This is a genomic window from Ruegeria sp. BI7, from assembly GCF_056537925.1.
Genome location: NZ_JBQFSK010000002.1, coordinates 224,155 through 241,317 on the forward strand (window position 1 = coordinate 224,155; position 17,163 = coordinate 241,317).

Annotated in this window: 17 protein-coding genes; 12 read left to right on the forward strand and 5 right to left on the reverse strand. The window is 59.2% G+C overall.

What is annotated here, in order from left to right:
- The first annotated feature begins 35 nt into the window (after positions 1-35).
- Positions 36-2,384 (forward strand): fatty acid cis/trans isomerase, encoded by a 2,349-nt coding sequence (locus ACR0JB_RS08625; RefSeq protein ID WP_254440503.1) that lies wholly within the window; start codon positions 36-38, stop codon positions 2,382-2,384.
- 37 nt (positions 2,385-2,421) lie between these two features.
- Positions 2,422-3,090, forward strand: coding sequence for a PAQR family membrane homeostasis protein TrhA (trhA, locus tag ACR0JB_RS08630; protein WP_170349956.1), 669 nt, complete (start codon positions 2,422-2,424; stop codon positions 3,088-3,090).
- Between the two features lie 12 nt (positions 3,091-3,102).
- On the opposite strand, the gene ACR0JB_RS08635 is transcribed toward trhA, so the two are convergent.
- Genes ACR0JB_RS08635 through ACR0JB_RS08655 form a run of 5 tightly spaced genes read right to left on the reverse strand, consistent with a single transcriptional unit; the run spans position 3,103 to position 7,628 of the window.
- Positions 3,103-3,921 carry an energy transducer TonB gene (locus tag ACR0JB_RS08635; protein WP_170577816.1) on the reverse strand — a complete coding sequence of 273 codons (819 nt, stop codon included), beginning with the start codon at positions 3,919-3,921 and terminating at the stop codon, positions 3,103-3,105.
- Positions 3,918-4,301: an ExbD/TolR family protein gene (locus tag ACR0JB_RS08640; protein WP_480785790.1), complete on the reverse strand. Its 384-nt coding sequence runs from the start codon at positions 4,299-4,301 to the stop codon at positions 3,918-3,920. The genes ACR0JB_RS08635 and ACR0JB_RS08640 overlap by 4 nt, the downstream gene beginning before the upstream one ends.
- A 4-nt stretch (positions 4,302-4,305) precedes the next feature.
- Positions 4,306-4,677 (reverse strand): ExbD/TolR family protein, encoded by a 372-nt coding sequence (locus tag ACR0JB_RS08645; protein WP_480785791.1) that lies wholly within the window; start codon positions 4,675-4,677, stop codon positions 4,306-4,308.
- Positions 4,678-4,681: 4 nt separating this feature from the next.
- A complete protein-coding gene (locus ACR0JB_RS08650; protein ID WP_480789837.1) occupies positions 4,682-5,515 on the reverse strand; it encodes a MotA/TolQ/ExbB proton channel family protein in 834 nt (277 codons plus the stop codon).
- Positions 5,516-5,573: 58 nt separating this feature from the next.
- Positions 5,574-7,628 (reverse strand): TonB-dependent receptor, encoded by a 2,055-nt coding sequence (locus ACR0JB_RS08655; RefSeq protein ID WP_480789838.1) that lies wholly within the window; start codon positions 7,626-7,628, stop codon positions 5,574-5,576.
- Between the two features lie 315 nt (positions 7,629-7,943).
- Here ACR0JB_RS08655 and ACR0JB_RS08660 point away from each other — a divergent pair, with 315 nt between their 5' ends.
- The 10 genes from ACR0JB_RS08660 to ACR0JB_RS08705 all read left to right on the forward strand — a co-directional run bounded on the left by ACR0JB_RS08660 (position 7,944) and on the right by ACR0JB_RS08705 (position 17,158).
- Positions 7,944-8,990, forward strand: coding sequence for a hemin-degrading factor (locus ACR0JB_RS08660; protein WP_170394880.1), 1,047 nt, complete (start codon positions 7,944-7,946; stop codon positions 8,988-8,990).
- A complete protein-coding gene (locus ACR0JB_RS08665; RefSeq protein ID WP_170394883.1) occupies positions 8,987-9,838 on the forward strand; it encodes a heme/hemin ABC transporter substrate-binding protein in 852 nt (283 codons plus the stop codon). Before ACR0JB_RS08660 ends, ACR0JB_RS08665 begins: the two co-directional genes overlap by 4 nt.
- On the forward strand, positions 9,831-10,895 hold the full coding sequence (locus ACR0JB_RS08670) for a FecCD family ABC transporter permease (protein ID WP_170394886.1): 1,065 nt from the start codon (positions 9,831-9,833) through the stop codon (positions 10,893-10,895). Before ACR0JB_RS08665 ends, ACR0JB_RS08670 begins: the two co-directional genes overlap by 8 nt.
- Before the next feature lie 3 nt (positions 10,896-10,898).
- Complete coding sequence (locus tag ACR0JB_RS08675; protein WP_170394889.1) at positions 10,899-11,669, forward strand: heme ABC transporter ATP-binding protein; 771 nt, start codon at positions 10,899-10,901, stop codon at positions 11,667-11,669.
- Between the two features lie 106 nt (positions 11,670-11,775).
- Complete coding sequence (gene bioB, locus ACR0JB_RS08680) at positions 11,776-12,756, forward strand: biotin synthase BioB (RefSeq protein WP_170349946.1); 981 nt, start codon at positions 11,776-11,778, stop codon at positions 12,754-12,756.
- Positions 12,753-13,886, forward strand: coding sequence for an 8-amino-7-oxononanoate synthase (locus ACR0JB_RS08685; protein WP_170505979.1), 1,134 nt, complete (start codon positions 12,753-12,755; stop codon positions 13,884-13,886). The genes bioB and ACR0JB_RS08685 overlap by 4 nt, the downstream gene beginning before the upstream one ends.
- On the forward strand, positions 13,883-14,503 hold the full coding sequence (bioD, locus tag ACR0JB_RS08690; RefSeq protein WP_170505976.1) for a dethiobiotin synthase: 621 nt from the start codon (positions 13,883-13,885) through the stop codon (positions 14,501-14,503). The genes ACR0JB_RS08685 and bioD overlap by 4 nt, the downstream gene beginning before the upstream one ends.
- The gene (gene bioA, locus ACR0JB_RS08695) at positions 14,500-15,786 is read left to right on the forward strand and encodes an adenosylmethionine--8-amino-7-oxononanoate transaminase (RefSeq protein WP_170394898.1); all 1,287 of its coding nucleotides are present in this window, start codon (positions 14,500-14,502) and stop codon (positions 15,784-15,786) included. Before bioD ends, bioA begins: the two co-directional genes overlap by 4 nt.
- Positions 15,783-16,403, forward strand: coding sequence for a pimeloyl-ACP methyl esterase BioG family protein (locus ACR0JB_RS08700; protein ID WP_170394901.1), 621 nt, complete (start codon positions 15,783-15,785; stop codon positions 16,401-16,403). Before bioA ends, ACR0JB_RS08700 begins: the two co-directional genes overlap by 4 nt.
- Positions 16,400-17,158: a methyltransferase domain-containing protein gene (locus ACR0JB_RS08705; protein ID WP_480789839.1), complete on the forward strand. Its 759-nt coding sequence runs from the start codon at positions 16,400-16,402 to the stop codon at positions 17,156-17,158. The genes ACR0JB_RS08700 and ACR0JB_RS08705 overlap by 4 nt, the downstream gene beginning before the upstream one ends.
- Positions 17,159-17,163 lie beyond the last annotated feature (5 nt).

The following is a 17,163-nucleotide window of genomic DNA, read 5'->3' on the forward strand; positions in this document are numbered from 1 at the left end:
TGCAATGATATCGGCAAGTTACGGGGGGAGCGCAGATGCGAAAACATCTATTGCTGCTGAAAGTCGCAATCGCGATGGCTGTGGTCAGCATTGGTCTTTTTACCCTGGATGCCCGGGCCCAGGGAACGACCAGCCCCGCTGTGCAGGGTCAAAGCTTGGCTGATGTGAAATCGATCATGGACCGTCGCTGTGTCGTCTGCCACAGCTGCTATGACGCACCCTGTCAGTTGAAGCTCACCTCGCCCGCAGGCGTTCAGCGCGGGGCAAGCAAACAGGCCGTTTATCATACCGAGCGTTTGACCGATGCCCAGCCCACGCGGCTGGGGATTGATGCGCAGACGGTCCCCGAATGGCGGGCGCTGGGATTTCACACGGTAACCCGTGATCCAAATAATGCCGAAACTCCGGGCCTGCTGGAACGGTATCTTGAGCTGGGGCGTCAGAATCCGATGCCGATTAACGCGCCACTTCCGAGCGAGCTTGGTCTGGCGCTTGATCGCCCTCTGGTTTGTTCGACATCCGGAGAATTTGATCAGTTCAGCCGCGATCATGAGCTTGCCGGCATGCCCTATGGCACTGCACCGTTGGCGGATGCCGAATTTCAGGCCCTCATGACCTGGGCGCGCAGCGGCGCAGCGCTGCCATCTGTTGCAACCGAAATTCCCTCAGAGATTCAGGACCAGATCACGCAGTGGGAGGTATTCCTGAATTCAAACGACATGCGCAGCCAGTTGATGAGCCGGTATCTGTACGAACACCTGTTTCTGGCCCGCCTCCATTTCCAAGATGACAATGCGCGGCGGTTCTTTCAGCTCGTCCGCTCGACCACCGCGCCGGGTGACACCATAGACATTATTGCCACGCGGCGGCCATTCGATGATCCGGGGGCGGGTGCGTTCTACTATCGTTTGCAGCAGGTCACCGAAACGATCGTACACAAGGAACATCTGGTATATTCGATGGGACCAGATCGCATGGCGCGTTATCAACAATTGTTTTTGGATCCCGATTGGACACTCGCTGAGCTACCCTCCTATGGCGATGCCGAGGGCGGCAATCCATTCAGCACCTATATGCAGATGCCCGCCAAAAGCCGCTATCAGTTCCTGTTGGATGATGCGCTGTTTTTTGTCCGCAGCTTCATACGCGGCCCTGTCTGTCACGGAGCGACCGCAGTTGATGTGATTGAAGACCGGTTCTGGGTCAGCTTCCTTGACCCGGAAGCGGATTTGTCAGTTACCGACCCCAGCTTTCTGCAAGACGGGGCCATCTATCTGGAGTTGCCCGTGTCAGAGGCCGACGCCAGTGCATTGGGCGCGTTGCCGGGGTTTTCGCACAAGAACCAGGTTCGGTATCTCGAGTTTCGGGACGCACGGTACAAGAAGGCCCCGATATACGAAACCGGGTTTGACTATGGCTCGATCTGGGACGGCGACGGCTCTAACCCCAACGCTCTGATCACCGTGTTCCGTCACTTCGACAACGCCTCGGCCATGACCGGATTTCACGGCGGCATTCCCGAAACCGCGTGGGTTCTGGATTTCCCGGTGTTCGAACGTATCTACTATGACCTTGTCGCGGGCTATGATGTTTTCGGCCGGGTCGAACATCAGCTGACAACGCGGCTTTATATGAACGAGCTGCGGATGGAGAGTGAGGATACGTTCCTGTTTTTCATGCCACGGGGTGTCAGGTCGCAGATGCATCAAGGCTGGTATCAGGGCGTGTTGGCCGAATGGCTTACCTATTGGCACCGTCGCCACGTTGATGGTCATTTCCCCACCGGCATCACCTTTGCAACCACCACTCCTAAGCAAGAGTTCCTCTTGACCTTGCTGGAACGTGGCAATGGCCTGTGGCCCACCACCGACCCGATCAACCGATGTTTGGACGGTGATTGCCCCTCGGATCAGTCAGGCATTTTGCTGCGCGATCTGGCGGATCAGACCGGAGATTGGGTGAAATATCTGCCCGACCTGTCCGTTCTTGTGGTCGAGCAAGATGGCGGCGCGGCAGAGCTGTTCACCCTGGCCCATGACAAGGCGCATTCCAACGTCGCCTTTCTGTTTGAAGAAAAGGCGCGCCGACTCCCGGCCGAGGACAAGGTGACAATTCTTCCGGGCCTGATCGGCAGTTATCCCAACTTTTATTTCCATGTCCGACAGAACCAGTTGGCCCCCTTCATAACCGCGTTGAAATCCGTCAGATCGCAAGGCGATTACATGGCCTTGGTGGCAGAATACGGCGTGCGCCGGACAAGCCCCGAATTCTGGGCGCTCAGCGATCGGATTTACGAGATGTTCCTGGATCAGAAGCCAATTCAGGCAGGGGTGTTTGACCTGAACAGGTACAAAGACCCCAAGGCAGGGGATGATCCGACCTAAACTTGTCGGGTTGCGATCCGACCCCTAGATTTGAGACATGTGGTCTTTTGCAGATATCCGGCCGGCCTATACCCGGGCCGAACGTATCAGCGATGGGGTTGTACACGTATTGGGCGTGGCCGCGGCCCTTGTTGCCGTGCCGGTTCTGATCACGATCACCGCCCAGCACCGGTCCGAGCCCGAGGCAGTACTGGGAGTTTCGATCTATGGCGTGACGCTGGTGTTGATGCTGACGTTTTCCGCCCTCTACAACATGGTCGACAATGACAGATGGTCCGATCTACTGCGCCGGCTGGATCATTCGGGTATCTACGTCAAGATCGCTGGCACTTACACGCCGTTCGTTTTGCTTTCGGGCGGGCAGGCATGGGGGCTTTTGATTGGCTTATGGTCGTCGGCGACGCTGGGATCAACATTGAAGCTGATCGATCCAAACCGGTTTCGGTGGTTTGGTCTGGGCCTGTATCTGATGATGGGATGGGCCATCATTTGGGCCGGACAATCCATGCTGACCGAGCTGTCGCCGACAATAGTGTGGCTGATGATGGCGGGCGGTGTCGTTTATACCGTCGGCGTTGCATTCTATCTTTCGGAACACCTGCCGTTTCACAATACCATCTGGCACGTGTTTGTCCTGACCGGCAGCGCGCTGTTTTTCATCGCGATTTCGGTTCGAATTCTGTTGGAACCACACCCGTTTTCCTGACGGTGGCGCCGGTTAACGGGGCTCAAACCTGATCGGTACAAAAAAGCGAAAGCTGTCGCCCTGTAACCCCTTGGGTGCTTTCGGTACGCGCTTTGTACGGGCCACAGCGCTAAGCGCGGCCTGATCCAGTGCCGAATTGCCCGAGGATTTCAGCAGTTTATGCGACAACAGACGCCCATCGCGTGAAACGGTCAGGGTGATCATGGCGCTGCCACCATCCGTGCGGCGCAACGATTGCTTGTTGCGCTCGATGCGGGCGCGAACTTTTGCACCCCAAAACACCTTGAGCTTTGCTTGCTTTCCAGAGGACCCAGCGTTCACTTCCGCCGATCCCGCCCCGGCCTGCGATCCGTCACCTGAACCTGCGGCAACCTGTTTGTTTACACCTGCGGCGGTTACCTTGGCTTTTCGACCGTCCTGCGCGGGTGTCTTGTCTGGCTGTTGAGATTCACGCTCGGCCCTTTCCGTCGGCGCGACAACTGGTGGCGGCTGTGCCGTGTCCACCTGCGGCAGCTTCTCCGGTTCTGGCGGGGCAAGTGCGATTGTCATTTGAGCCCTTGGGGCCTGATCGATTTTCAAGGTTGGCCCGGCGGGGACGGCCGGGGTTTGCGGCACTTGCACGGTCGGCGTCTGCCGGGTGGGCGTGATGGGCGCAGCCTCCCACGTTTTGACCATCTCGGCCACCGAGGGGGCGGCAGCTTTTATCGTTGCCAGATCTGCGCCACCAACACCGCCCGCAACAACACCAGACTTTGGCTGGCTGGCAAGGGCGGCGAGATGCAAGGCGGCGGCCAGAGCAACAAAAACAAAGGCTTCAACCCAGCGTTTCATTTTCGGGCCACCACAAGCTCGACCCGGTTCAGCCCCGCTTGTGCAAGACCACGCAGCAGCCCGGACATCATTTTGGCCTCAAGCTGTGCATCGGCGCAAACCTGGACGACGCTGTTGGTTTCGCTAATCGTTGCCAAGGCGACCAGCGCCGCGTTTCCTTCCTTCCCTTCGAAGGACATACGGCCAGTTTTGTCGACATAAAGCACCCGCTTAACCTTGGGGTCGGTGTCGGATGTCGATTTTGGCGGGGTAACTTCGAACGGCTCGGGTTTGATCAGGTTCGCCGTCATCAGGAAAAAGATCAGCAGTAGAAACACGACATTGATCATCGGCAGGATGGATGCAGGGCGCGGTTTGCCGGATGGGTCCGAGAAATTCATCGCGCTATTCCACCAAAACGACCGAAATAAACCCAGCGTCACGCAGGGTCTCGGTGACGGTCACGATCCGTTGCAATGTCGCGCCATTCCTGCCGCGCAAGATCACCAAATCCGTGGGGGCCTGCATCAGTGGTGCAAGATCGCGAGCTATATCCGCGCTGGCGATGCCGTTCAGCAACTCTTGGTTGGGCAGGACGTCAATCAGGCGCGGCGGTCCGCTATATTCGTGGCCCGCAGAGGCCAGCGGCAGCGGCAAGATGGACTCGATGCCGAAGCGGGACGCCAACATGAAGAACACCAAAAGCAGGAACACCACGTCGATCATCGGCGTGAGGTTGGGCTTGCGTCTGGGTTTTGCAATTGGGGCGAATTGCATCAGATCACTCGGCAGCCAGCTTCAGATTGCCCGGCTTGCCTGATACGAAAATACGGGTTGCGCCGTCTTCCAAATCGCGGCGGATGCGGTCGATTACGGCCTCGAACCACGTCAGCGCGGCCGAGGCTGGGATGGCTACGGCCATACCTGCTGCGGTGGTCAGAAGCGCCTCCCAGATACCGCCAGCCAATAGGGAGGGATCGGCGCGGTTGCCTGACTGTTGCAGCGCCTGAAACGCTGCAATCATGCCCAGAACTGTGCCTAACAGACCCAACAGAGGTGCGATCGTTGCGATTAGCTCCAGCGCTCGAAGGCCGGTACCGGCATCGGCAATCTCGCGTTTGGCCACGCGCGAAACCTCTTCGCGGGCGCGGTCTTCGGGTAGGGTGCGAATGGACCGGATGGCATGGCTAATCACCTTGGATCGAACTCCCCGGCGGCCATGGAGCGTCGTAACAGCGGCATCGGGCTCCCCAGTCTCGAACAAATCCACGGCCTGACCGGCCTTGCCTCTCGACCATGCCCCGATCAGGGCCAGCCGCCAAATCTTCCACAGGATCAGGGCAACGGTGACCACAGACAGTACCGCGACGGCCCAGATCGATGGTCCGCCTTTGCGCAGAAACTCGGCCGCCTGGACCGAGGCATCCTGTGCGGTTTCCACGCCTGTGCTGTGTCCAGGCACGGGCTCGTTGGGTTCAGCCGAATCTGGTTGCGCTGGTCCAATCTGGTCGCTTGACACCAGAACCTCTGGCACTGGGGGTGTCAGGGTGTCTTGCGCGGCGAGGGCAACCGGTACCATCGCAAGGGCCATAAACAGGATCAATCGGGATATCATAAGGTTCTCCTGTGTGCAGGACCAACCGGGTTACCCCGTGGCCCCGCTATTCTCCGGGTCAGAAGGTTGCAGTGACGAATAGGTTGATATTGCGTCCTGCAGCCGGGATCTGGTCATTGGCCCGGTAGGACCTGTCGAGGATGTTGTTAAGCTCGAGCGTCAGCAATGCGTTCTCGGTCAAATCCACGCTGCCGCGGAAGTTCAGCGTGGTCCAGCCCGAGGTCGGGTTGGTGCCGGTGGCTGTCCCGCTGTCGACGATATTGCCGTTTTCGTCGCGCAACTCGGCCGCGCTTTCGCCCCGCAGGAACATATCCCAGGTGCCCGTCAAGCTGGCTGTCTGCCAGTCTGAGCGCACACCAAGCGTCCCTGTCCATTCCGGGGTGCCACTGTCTTTGGTGCTGAACCCGTTGGAATAGGTGAACTCTCGGGTCACATTCGACACGATGACATAGGGGCGCACACCGCCCCAGCCGGGATCAACCTCGGCCGCGATTTCAATGCCCCAGCTGTCTGCGCTTTCGACATTGTCATAGATCAGCTCGGCCGGATTGACCGGATCGGCCACGGTGGTGATGTAGTCCTTGGCTTCGGTATAGAAAATGGCCGTATCCAGCACGAAGTTCCCGCGATTCACGCGCGCACCGATTTCATAGTTTGTCGCGGTTTCGGGTTTCAGGTTCGGATTGCCATTGATGACCTGGCCGCCAGCCGACGTGGACAGGTACAGCTCGGACAGGGACGGGAAGGTATAACCTTGCGAGATGTTGGCCCGCAGGATGGCGTCATCTGACAGATTGTAGACGGCACCAATCGAGCCCAGCCAGCGGTCATCGCTATTGCTGGCATCAGGCAGCGGAAACCCGTTGACCGTGCGTTCGTTCAGATCGCTTTCGACGCTATAGTAGCGCGCGCCGACCGTGGCGACGAAATCGCCAAAGGTTGCTTCGTGCTGTCCAAAAATACTGGCCGTTCGGATTTCCGCATCCGTGAAAGAGGGCACGCTGATTTGGCTGGGCGGTCCAAAGGGCGGAAGGATCGTGATATCAGAGGTCTTAGTGGTCTCTAACCGGTCATCGTCATATTCAAGCCCGATAACCGATCGGTGACCGGGTGCAAATTCAAAGTTTGCTGTTGCCACGAACCCGCTGGTTGTCTGTTCATCGTCCGATCCCGCGTTGACAATGGTGGTGACCGGCCCGCCGCTGCTGGTGAATTCGCTGTCGAACACGCGGTCGACCTTTTGCGTGTAAGCGCTGAACTTCAGCATCGACATCCAGGGCGTCAGGTCTTCGCCTTCGTAGAACGCGCTGTATTTGCGCAGGTCCCGTTTGGGCAGGTTGATCTGGGCATCCGGGCTGCCGGTGAACACCTCGGTCGAGGCGCCGAAATCCTGTGCGCGCAGGCCGACATAGCTGTTGCCAAAGCGGTATCCGACAAAGCCCAGCACGCCGTGTTCTTCACTGCTGGAGGGCACGAGATCACCGTCGGGTGTTTCGCGGTCGTTCAGGTCCAGTTTCGAATACGACAGACGATAGTCAAAATCGTTGAACGTACCTGCGATGCTGGCAGCGGCGCGATAGCCGTCATTGGACCCGATGTAACCTGCGGTGCCGGAAACCTCGACCGGTTTGTCTGCGCCGCGTTTGGTGATGATGTTCACGACGCCACCGATGGCCCGATTGCCTGAGACAACCGATGAAGGGCCACGCACGATCTCGATCCGTTCGATATCGGTGGGTGACACCAGCAGAGGTGTTCCATAACGGTTGTGATCCGACAGGCGCTGACCGTCCAGCAGGATGGCGACGCGCTGCGAATCTTCGCCACGGATACGGATACGATCCAGATCATTCTCGGACACCTGAACGCCCGGCACATCCGACAACAGATTGGCGACTGAGGCCGGGGGGATTTCTCGGATTTCACCGGCATCCACAACGGTGACGGAGGACGGGCTGTCGAAAACCTCGGTTGGAAGCCCGGTGCCGGTGACGATGATGTCATCGAGTTGGATGATGTCGTCTTCTTGTTCTTGCGCCCATAGCGGCGTTGCCGCCAAAACGGCGCTGGTCAGGGCCACGCTTGCGGTAGGCCGCTTTAATGCTGATTTCATTGAAACCCCCAGTATGTGTATCGTGCAGTCAGAGATGCACCCGCCTGAAACAGGCGAAATTCAGATGCTACCTCGCGATGTGCTGGGTGTTTCTACGGGCCTGCGCGCTTGATGCTGCGCGCTGTGGTCCATGTGGGCGGCTCCTTAGCGGATTAGATTTTTTAATACCATACTATTTTTGTCAGAAAACTGCTGCGTGCCCTTGATGCCACAGGCCGGACCGCTTAGGACAAGGGCAAAGAAAGCTAAAAAAGCGCGCAGCCCGGTCGTCTCGGTCCCAGCCAAATGCGTTTCGATACCATTGTGGAGACGACCATGACCCATCCAAGCCCTTCTGAAATCCGTGCTGCGCGGTTGGAAAACCCCAAGCGGCGCGAGCGTGATCTGGCGGATCAACTCGGCATCACCGAGGCACAGCTGGTGGCCGCGCATGTCGGACACGGAGCCACCCGCATAAGCCCCGACATGGATCGGCTTATGCCCTTGGTGAACCGATTGGGCGAGGTCATGGCACTGACTCGCAACGAAAGCTGCGTGATCGAGAAGGTGGGGATTTACGATGATTACCGTGGCGGCCCCCACGCGGCGCTGATCGCCAATCACGAGATTGATCTGCGCATGTTCCCGCGTCACTGGGTTTACGGCTTTGCCGTGGCCAAAACGCTTGAGGATGGCTCGGAACGCCTGTCCCTTCAGATTTTCGACGCCGCAGGTGATGCGGTTCACAAGGTCTTTTTGCGCGATACCTCTGTGATCGAGGAATGGGATGCCGTGATCGAGGCCCTGAAACTGCCGGACCAGTCAGACACTCTGACAGTTGAATCGCGCGCAGCGGTTGAACCCGCCAAGGTCGAGCCCGAGAAAACCGACCGTCTGCGTGCTGGATGGGATGAAATCACAGATACCCATCAGTTTCTCCAGATGGTTCGCAAGCTCAAGCTGAACAGGTTGGGGGCCTATCGCATGGCCGGGGCGCCATATGTGCGGGCTCTGGTGATATCGGCCGTCGACACAATTCTGCACAGCGCCGCCAAAACAGGCCTGCCGATCATGGTTTTTGTTGGTAATCAGGGGTGCATCGAAATTCACACCGGACCCATCAAGGAGGTCAAGCAGATGGGCCCATGGCTGAATGTGCTGGATCCTGGCTTTAACCTGCACCTACGCACCGACCACATCGCCGAGGTCTGGCAGGCCAGGAAATCCACCAAACGAGGCGATGCGATCTCGGTCGAGGCGTTTGACGCGCAGGGCGCACTGATATTGCAAATCTTTGGCGTGCTGGCCGAGCCTGCCTCAGCTGCAATCTGGAACGACCTTGTTGCGTCGCTTGAGGGCCGCCCAGAGGAGGTTCCGGCATGACTCGGGTGCGCGCAAAACTGAAACTTGCCGGATTGGTGTTGTTGGTATCTGCATTTGGTCTGCATGCCGACCCGGCGCAACGCATTGTCTCGGCCGGGGGATCGATCACCGAGATCATTTATGCGCTGGGACAAGAACACCGGTTGGTGGCACGCGACAGCACGTCGAACCATCCGCCGCAGGTCGCCGCATTGCCAAATATAGGCTACGTGCGCCGCTTGTCCGCCGAGGGGTTGCTGTCGGTCAGTCCCGATCTGATCTTGGCAGAAGAGGGCGCAGGCCCGCCGGAAACGCTGGAGGTTCTGGCCGAAAGTCATATCCCTTTGGTCAGTATACCGATGGGCCATGATCGCGCGGCGGTTGTCGCCAAGATCAAAGCCGTTGCCAAGGCGCTGGATGTTCCTGACGAGGGCGAAGCACTGGCGCAACGCATTGGCGGCGCAATCGATGCCGCCACTGCGCACAGTGAATTGGCCGATCAGCGTGTTCTGTTTGTGCTTGCAATGCAGGGTGGGCGCGTGCTGGCCGCAGGGCAGGATACGGCAGCGCAGGGTATTATCGAACTGGCCGGGGCCACAAATGCTGTTGAGGGGTTTCAGGGCTATAAACCATTGGGGGATGAGGCGATCATTGCAGCAGCCCCCGATGTCATCTTACTGATGGACAGCGGCCAACAGATTTCCCTGACAGATGAACAGGTTTTCAAACACCCTGCGATTGCGGCCACACCGGCAGGTCAGAACGCTAAATTGTTGCGGATGGATGGCATGTTGTTGTTGGGATTCTCGGTACGCACTGGGCAGGCTATCTCTGATCTTGCAGCTGGATTGCGCGGCGTCAATGGCTGACCAAACCGCTGACGGGATGGCAATCGACGGCGACCGGAGCGTAACCGCGCGTCGGCTCAGCTGGGTTTTGATCGTTGTATTGAGTGTGGTGGTGCTGACCGGGCTTGCAACGGGATCGGCGGGCACGTCGTTGTGGCAGGCATTGCTTGATATGGCGCAGGGCCAAGACCTGTCCTTGCGCGACCGGGTGGTGCTGCTGGATATCCGCGCGCCCCGTGTGATCATGGGTTGTCTTGTTGGGGCAGCGCTGGCCGTATCTGGGGCGGTTCTGCAGGGCTTGTTCCGAAATCCGCTGGCCGATCCGGGCATCGTCGGTGTCAGCGCTGGGGCCAGTCTGGGGGCAGTTGGTGCGATTGTGCTGGGCTGGACTTTGACCTTTGCCGCTGGGCTGGCGACATGGCTTGTCCCGGTTGCGGCGTTTTTTGGCGCGTGGATCACTACAATGCTGCTCTATCGGGTCGCAACGCGGCGTGGCCGAACCTCGGTTGCGACGATGCTGCTGGCCGGGATCGCGCTGACCGCGCTGGCGATGGCATTGACGGGCATCCTTGTCTACATGGCGGATGACGCGCAGCTGAGGGATTTCACCTTTTGGTCCATGGGCTCACTGGCGGGCAGCAGTTGGAGCAAGATCATTGTTGCGGCCCCTTTGATCCTGATCCCCCTGATGCTGTCGCCATTTCTGGCGCTTGGTCTGAACGGTCTGGCCCTGGGCGAAGCCGCAGCCGGGCATATCGGCATCCGTGTGCAACACCTGAAAACCTGCGCCATTCTGGTCGTCGCAGCATCGACCGGGGCTGCTGTTGCCGTCAGTGGTGGGATCGGGTTTGTGGGTATCGTGGTGCCGCATCTGCTGCGACTGGCCTCGGGGCCCGATCACAAATACATGCTGGTCAATTCGGCCCTTCTGGGCGCGGCCCTTCTGGTGCTGGCCGACCTGATCAGTCGAATGATCATCGCCCCGTCTGAGCTGCCCATTGGGATTGTCACCGCAGTCATCGGCGCGCCGTTCTTTCTGTGGATTTTGTTGAGGCAACGCGGAATTGTGGACCTTTAGACCATGTTGATTGTCACAGACCTGAGCGTTCAGCTGGGACGCCGCACGATCCTAAGCAATCTGTTTTTCTCAGCCCAGCCCGGACAGGTGACTGCTGTTGTCGGCCCGTCGGGGGCGGGTAAATCTACCTTGTTGGCCGCGCTGACCGGCGATCTGGACCATGACGGGGCCGTTACGTTGAACGGTCGGGATATCGCGCGAACCAGCGCTGCTGAGCTATCCGACATTCGTGCCGTCCTGCCACAAGCGACTCCGATGAGCTTTCCTTTCACCGTGTTAGAGGTGATCCGCATAGGGCGTATGCGCAGATCTATGGACGACCGGATTGCCCTGCATGCGCTGACTCGTGTCGGTTTGGGTGGGTTTGAAGGGCGGTTCTATCAGGAACTGTCAGGGGGTGAGCAGCAGCGTGTTCAACTGGCCCGCGTTCTGGTGCAGGTGTGGCAACCGACCGGGCCGGCAGGGTCGCGCTGGTTGTTTCTGGACGAACCCGTTTCCAGCCTGGATATCGGCCACCAATTGCAGGTGATGCAAATTGTTCGGGATTTCGCGGCCAGCGGCGGCGGGGTGGTCATGGTGATGCATGATCTGAACCTGACGGCCATGTGTGCCGACAATGTGATTCTACTGTCGGATGGGCAAATCCTCAGCCAGGGCACGCCGGTGGATACATTGTGCGACGATTTGCTCAGTCAGGCGTATGGCTGCCGTATTGCGGTCAATTGTGCCCCTGAAACAGGAGTCTACCTTTTACCGCAGGTGGCTGGGCTTTGATCACGCTTCGCGGTTCGGCGCTGTTGAATTAGATTTAAGTTGTAGTTTGTCGGATTATCGATATTAGAAAAGCTAGGCATGGAGTTTTGGATAGATTATCGATAAAATGGAAAACACCTCCCCCACTTGGACCCGCGAGGCGGCGCAGGCCGTATATGATCTTCCCCTGATGGATTTGCTGTTCCGCGCGCAGACCGTGCATCGCGAGAATTTCGATCCCAACAAGATTCAGACCTCCAAGCTGTTGTCGATCAAGACAGGTGGCTGCGCCGAGGATTGTGCCTATTGTTCGCAATCGGCGCGCAACGGCTCAAAACTGTCGGCCTCGAAACTGATCGAGGTTCAGCGCGTGTTGGCCGAGGCCCGCAAGGCCAAGGATGGTGGTGCTACCCGGTTCTGCATGGGCGCGGCCTGGCGTGAACCGAAAGATCGCGACATGGATGCGCTAGTGGCCATGGTCGAAGGCGTTCGCGAGATGGGTATGGAGACTTGCATGACGCTGGGCATGTTGGACGACAACCAGGTGTTTCGCCTGCGTGACGCCGGCCTGGACTATTACAACCACAACATCGACACGTCCGAGCGGTATTACCCCGAAGTGATCACCACCCGCACCTTTGCCGACCGGATCGATACAATGACCCGCGTGCAAGAAGCCGGGATCAAAGTGTGTTCCGGCGGTATCCTGGGGATGGGTGAAGAGGTCGGCGACCGTGTCGATATGTTGGTCACACTGGCCAATATGGGACCCGCACCTGAATCGGTGCCGATCAACATGCTGATGCCGCAGGAAGACACACCGCTGGCGGACGCCAAGCCGATCGATCCGATCGAGTTCGTGCGTGTGATCGCCACCGCCCGTATCATGATGCCGAAATCCTATGTTCGCTTGTCTGCCGGACGCAGCGACATGACCGATGAGCATCAGGCGATGTGTTTCCTGGCCGGGGCGAACTCGATCTTTGTGGGGGAAACGCTGCTGACGGCAGAGAACCCGGAAGAAGACACGGACGCGATCCTGTTTGCCAAGCTTGGGTTGCAAGCCGAAACCGTGGCCGGGCAAAGCTGTGCGGAAGCTGCTGAATGAAAGCATTGGGTCGCCTGAACTCGATGCTTGAAACATTAGGCGCCCGGCATCGTCGCCGGGTGCTGACCCCGAGGCGTGGGCTGGACTTTGCCTCGAATGATTATCTGGGTCTGTCCGAATCTGCATGGCTGCAAGGTGCCGCGCAAAAGGCGCTGGATCGCGGTGTGCCGCTGGGATCGGGTGGGTCGCGGTTGCTGCGCGGCAATCACCCGGAACATGAGGCGTTGGAGGCTGAGGCCGCCGCGTTTTTCGACGCCGAGGCCGCCTTGTTCATGGGTGGCGGGTTTCAGGCCAATCAGGCGATTTTTTCGACCCTTCCCGCCGGTGGTGATCTGATCCTGTATGACGATCTGGTTCATGCCAGCGCTCATGAAGGCATGCGTATGGGCCGGGCCGACACGCGGGCCTTTGCTCATAACGATGTGGCCGACGCGCGCCGTGTTATTGCCGACTGGCTTTCCGCAGGAGGGTCCGGTCAAATCTGGATTGCCGTGGAGAGCGTCTATTCGATGGAGGGTGATCTCGCGCCCCTGAATGCGCTGTCCGATCTGGCTGTGGAGCAGGACGCGGTGTTGGTCGTGGACGAAGCCCATGCGACCGGTGTTTTCGGCCCACACGGCAAAGGACTGGCGCATGGGTTGAAGGCCGAAGTGCTCACATTGCATACCTGCGGTAAGGGTCTGGGCGTTTCGGGCGGACTGATCTGTGGCCCACGGCTGATGATCGACGCGCTGATCAACAGGGCACGGCCTTTTATTTTTGCGACCGCGCCATCTCCGTTTAACGCGGCCCTGGTGCGGGCTGTACTGGCGCATTTGCAATCAGACACCGGACTGACCGAGGCGGCGAACGCCCGAATACATCACGCCCATGCCGAAGCGCGCCGGAATGGCGTGTCGCCGGGTGTGCTGAACAGTCAGATCATCCCCGTCATTCTTGGGGACGAAGCGCACACGATGCAAACGGCCGCAGCCCTGCAGTCGCAAGGCTTTGACGTGCGCGGCATTCGCCCTCCTACGGTTCCGCGCGGCACATCGCGGCTACGTGTTTCGGTTACGGGCAATGTTTCACAGGCCAATATTACCGCCTTGTTCGAAACCCTAGCGCAGCAACAAAGCGAGGCTGCATGAGCCCTGTCATCGTAGTCGGAACGGATACGGGCATCGGGAAAACTGTCTTTGCAGCGGGCCTGACAGCAGCCCTTGGCGCGCAGTATTGGAAACCTGTGCAGTCGGGGCTGGAAGAGGCCACCGACTCGGAAACCGTCAAGGCCTTGACCGGGGCCGAGGTGCTGCCCGAGGCGTACCGGCTGAACATGCCCGCCTCACCGCATTTGTCGGCCGAAGATATGGGGATTGAGATCGACCCGGCCCTCCTGACGTTGCCACAGGTGTCCGGCCCACTGGTGGTCGAAGGCGCGGGCGGGTTGATGGTGCCGCTTAACCGTCAGGTCTTTTTCCTGGATGTGATTGCGCAGTGGCAGGCCCCGATTGTGCTGGTGGCGCGTACCGCACTGGGTACGATCAATCACACGACCCTATCCCTGATGGCGTTGCGCAATGCAGGATGCAATGTGATTGGCGTGGCCTTTGTCGGTGATGCTGAGCCGGACGTGGAACAGACCATCGCCGAAATGACCAATATCCGCCATTTGGGCAGGCTGCCCTTCGTCGAAAACCTTTCACGCGAAACCCTGTCCGACGCATTCTCTGCCATCGACATTGACGCGATCCGAGGTGCCTTATGACACCGCTGGAGTTTGATGCCCGCCATCTGTGGCACCCTTACACAAACGTGCTGGAACCCGGCCCGATGCACCTGATCACCGGGGCAGATGGGGTTTGGCTGACGGCTGAGGATGGCACGCAGATGATCGACGCCATGTCGTCCTGGTGGTGTGCGGTGCATGGGCATCGTCACCCGGCCATCATCGCAGCCATGCAGTCGCAGTTGGATCAGATGCCGCATGTGATGTTTGGTGGGCTGACACATGAACCCGCGATTGAACTGGGCCGGAAAATGATCGGGCTTTTGCCCGACGGGCTGGATCGCATTTTCTACAGCGACAGCGGGTCGGTCGCCATCGAAGTAGCCCTGAAAATGGCGGTGCAGTACCAAATGGCGCAGGGTCGCAAGGGGCGAACGCAGTTTGCCACCATCCGCGGCGGCTATCACGGCGACACCTGGAAAGCGATGAGCGTGTGCGACCCGGTCAACGGAATGCACGGGTTGTTTGCGGGCGCCCTGTCCGTTCAGCATTTCCTGCCGCGCCCTCAGATCGCCTTTGGTCAGGACTGGTCCGAGGACGGTGACCTGAACGGGCTGAATGCACTGGAACAGTTGCTGGAGGCGAAAGCCGACCAGATCGCGGGGCTGATCCTTGAACCTGTGGTTCAGGGGGCAGGGGGGATGTATTTCTACCACCCGACCTGGCTGCAGCGCGCCCATGAGATGTGCAAGGCACATGACGTGCTAGTAATCTTCGATGAGATCGCCACTGGCTTTGGCCGCACCGGTGAGCTGTTTGCCCTGCACCATGCCGACATTGCGCCAGATATCCTGTGCGTGGGTAAGGCGCTGACAGGTGGGCATATCACGTTGGCGGCCACGGTCACCACCGAAACCGTCGCACGACGGATTGGGGAAAGCGAGGCCGGCGTCATGATGCACGGGCCCACTTATATGGCTAACCCGCTTGCCTGCGCGGCGGCGGTCGCCAGTTTGGAACAACTCTCGGTCCGCGATTGGCGGTCGGAAGTGGCGGGTATCGCTGCGCAGATGACGCAGGAGCTGGCTCTGGCGCGCGACTTGCCCGGTGTGGCAGATGTGCGCGTCTTGGGTGCCATCGGAGTTATCGAAATGGAAGGCTGGGTCGACCCGTCGGTGGCGCATGGGTTGGCGTTGGAAACCGGCGTCTGGCTGCGACCGTTCGCGCGCAACATCTATTGTATGCCGCCCTATATCATCTCATCAGATGAGCTAAGCCGCGTAACCTCGGCCATGGTATCGCTGGTTCGAGGGATGTCATGAAACAGCGCTGGTTGTCCCGGTTAGGCACGGCCGAGGTGCTTTTGGTCTTCGGGGGCTGGGCCCTTGGCCCGGGTCCTTTCGAAAGCCTTGAGGGCAATACGGATGTCTTGTTCGTCGACGACTATATCCGTCTAGATAACCCGCTGAGCGAGCTGTCAAACTATGACAGGGTCACCCTGATCGCGTTCTCGTTTGGCGTGGCCTCGGCCGCGCATTGGTTGGCACAAACGGGGGTGCGGCCAGATCGGCTGATCGCGGTCAGCGGCACTTTGCATCCCGCCGATGTCGAACGCGGCATCGCGCCGGACATGATCCGGGCCACGGCCGATCAACTTAGCACCGCCAGCTTTGCCAAGTTCTGCCGCCGAGCTGGGCTGGAAGGTCCGGCGCCCGAAATAGATATCGACACGGCAAAAGCAGAGCTGCACGCGGTGATCGAACGTGGCCCGGCACCCGATCCCGGGTTCGACCGGATTTGGATGCCGCTGAGGGACCGGATCATTTCTACATCCGCCCAAAAGGCAGCGTGGGTTGATCAACAAGAAGCAGTCCGAACTGTTCCAACCGCGCATATACCCTTTGCCAACGGTCAGAACTGGCAGGAGTGGATCGCATGAATGCCCAGATGACCAGCCGCGTCCAGCGTAGTTTTAGCCGCAGTTTCCGCTCGTACCACGAGGCTGCCAACCAACAGGCGCGGATAGCTGAGCGATTGGCGCAGGATTTGCAACGTGACGGTGCTCCGACGCATTTTGCGTCCGGATTGGAGTTTGGCTGTGGCACCGGTCATTTGACCCAAAGGCTTTGCGCGCAGTTCGCGTTTGATGGTTTGACCGTCAACGATCTGTCCTCCGAGGCATATGAGACCGCCGCGTCCTTTGGTGCAGGATTTCTGTGTGGTGATGCGGAAACGGTCGCATGGCCTGCGAAACCGGATCTGATTGCCTCGGCGTCAATGATCCAGTGGTTGCCAGATCCCGCCGCGTTCCTGCACCGTGCCGCGCGGGCGCTGGCCCCCGGAGGCTGGCTGGCGGTTTCCGGTTTTGGCCCGCTGCAATATCAGGAACTGGTGCAGGTTGGATCGGCGGCGAAGGCGCCCGGCCTTTGTGGACCGGAGGTTTTGACCGCTGCTGTCGAAGGTATTCTGAACGTCGTCAGTGCCGGAGAATCCAAACAGCAGATGCAGTTTTCCTCTCCTCGCGACGTGCTGGACCATCTGCGCAGAACCGGAGTGAACGGGCGCGCGCAGAAGCCGTGGACAAAGTCGAGCCTGCTTTCCTTCAATAATGACTATGTTCGGCAGTTTGGCGGCAAGGACGGGGTTCCGTTGACCTATCACCCGACCTGGATCATCGCCCGGAAACCCGATTGATCCCG

Bases quoted from the DNA above. Each gene is read 5' to 3' on its own strand.
- ACR0JB_RS08625 (WP_254440503.1), top strand. From the start codon at position 36: ATGCGAAAACATCTATTGCTGCTGAAAGTCGCAATCGCGATGGCTGTG.
- ACR0JB_RS08655 (WP_480789838.1), bottom strand. From the start codon at position 7,628: ATGAAATCAGCATTAAAGCGGCCTACCGCAAGCGTGGCCCTGACCAGC.
- ACR0JB_RS08650 (WP_480789837.1), bottom strand. From the start codon at position 5,515: ATGATATCCCGATTGATCCTGTTTATGGCCCTTGCGATGGTACCGGTT.
- ACR0JB_RS08675 (WP_170394889.1), top strand. From the start codon at position 10,899: ATGTTGATTGTCACAGACCTGAGCGTTCAGCTGGGACGCCGCACGATC.
- ACR0JB_RS08635 (WP_170577816.1), bottom strand. From the start codon at position 3,921: ATGAAACGCTGGGTTGAAGCCTTTGTTTTTGTTGCTCTGGCCGCCGCC.
- ACR0JB_RS08700 (WP_170394901.1), top strand. From the start codon at position 15,783: ATGAAACAGCGCTGGTTGTCCCGGTTAGGCACGGCCGAGGTGCTTTTG.
- bioD (WP_170505976.1), top strand. From the start codon at position 13,883: ATGAGCCCTGTCATCGTAGTCGGAACGGATACGGGCATCGGGAAAACT.
- ACR0JB_RS08660 (WP_170394880.1), top strand. From the start codon at position 7,944: ATGACCCATCCAAGCCCTTCTGAAATCCGTGCTGCGCGGTTGGAAAAC.
- bioA (WP_170394898.1), top strand. From the start codon at position 14,500: ATGACACCGCTGGAGTTTGATGCCCGCCATCTGTGGCACCCTTACACA.
- ACR0JB_RS08685 (WP_170505979.1), top strand. From the start codon at position 12,753: ATGAAAGCATTGGGTCGCCTGAACTCGATGCTTGAAACATTAGGCGCC.
- ACR0JB_RS08670 (WP_170394886.1), top strand. From the start codon at position 9,831: ATGGCTGACCAAACCGCTGACGGGATGGCAATCGACGGCGACCGGAGC.
- trhA (WP_170349956.1), top strand. From the start codon at position 2,422: ATGTGGTCTTTTGCAGATATCCGGCCGGCCTATACCCGGGCCGAACGT.
- ACR0JB_RS08705 (WP_480789839.1), top strand. From the start codon at position 16,400: ATGAATGCCCAGATGACCAGCCGCGTCCAGCGTAGTTTTAGCCGCAGT.
- ACR0JB_RS08640 (WP_480785790.1), bottom strand. From the start codon at position 4,301: ATGAATTTCTCGGACCCATCCGGCAAACCGCGCCCTGCATCCATCCTG.
- ACR0JB_RS08645 (WP_480785791.1), bottom strand. From the start codon at position 4,677: ATGCAATTCGCCCCAATTGCAAAACCCAGACGCAAGCCCAACCTCACG.
- ACR0JB_RS08665 (WP_170394883.1), top strand. From the start codon at position 8,987: ATGACTCGGGTGCGCGCAAAACTGAAACTTGCCGGATTGGTGTTGTTG.
- bioB (WP_170349946.1), top strand. From the start codon at position 11,776: ATGGAAAACACCTCCCCCACTTGGACCCGCGAGGCGGCGCAGGCCGTA.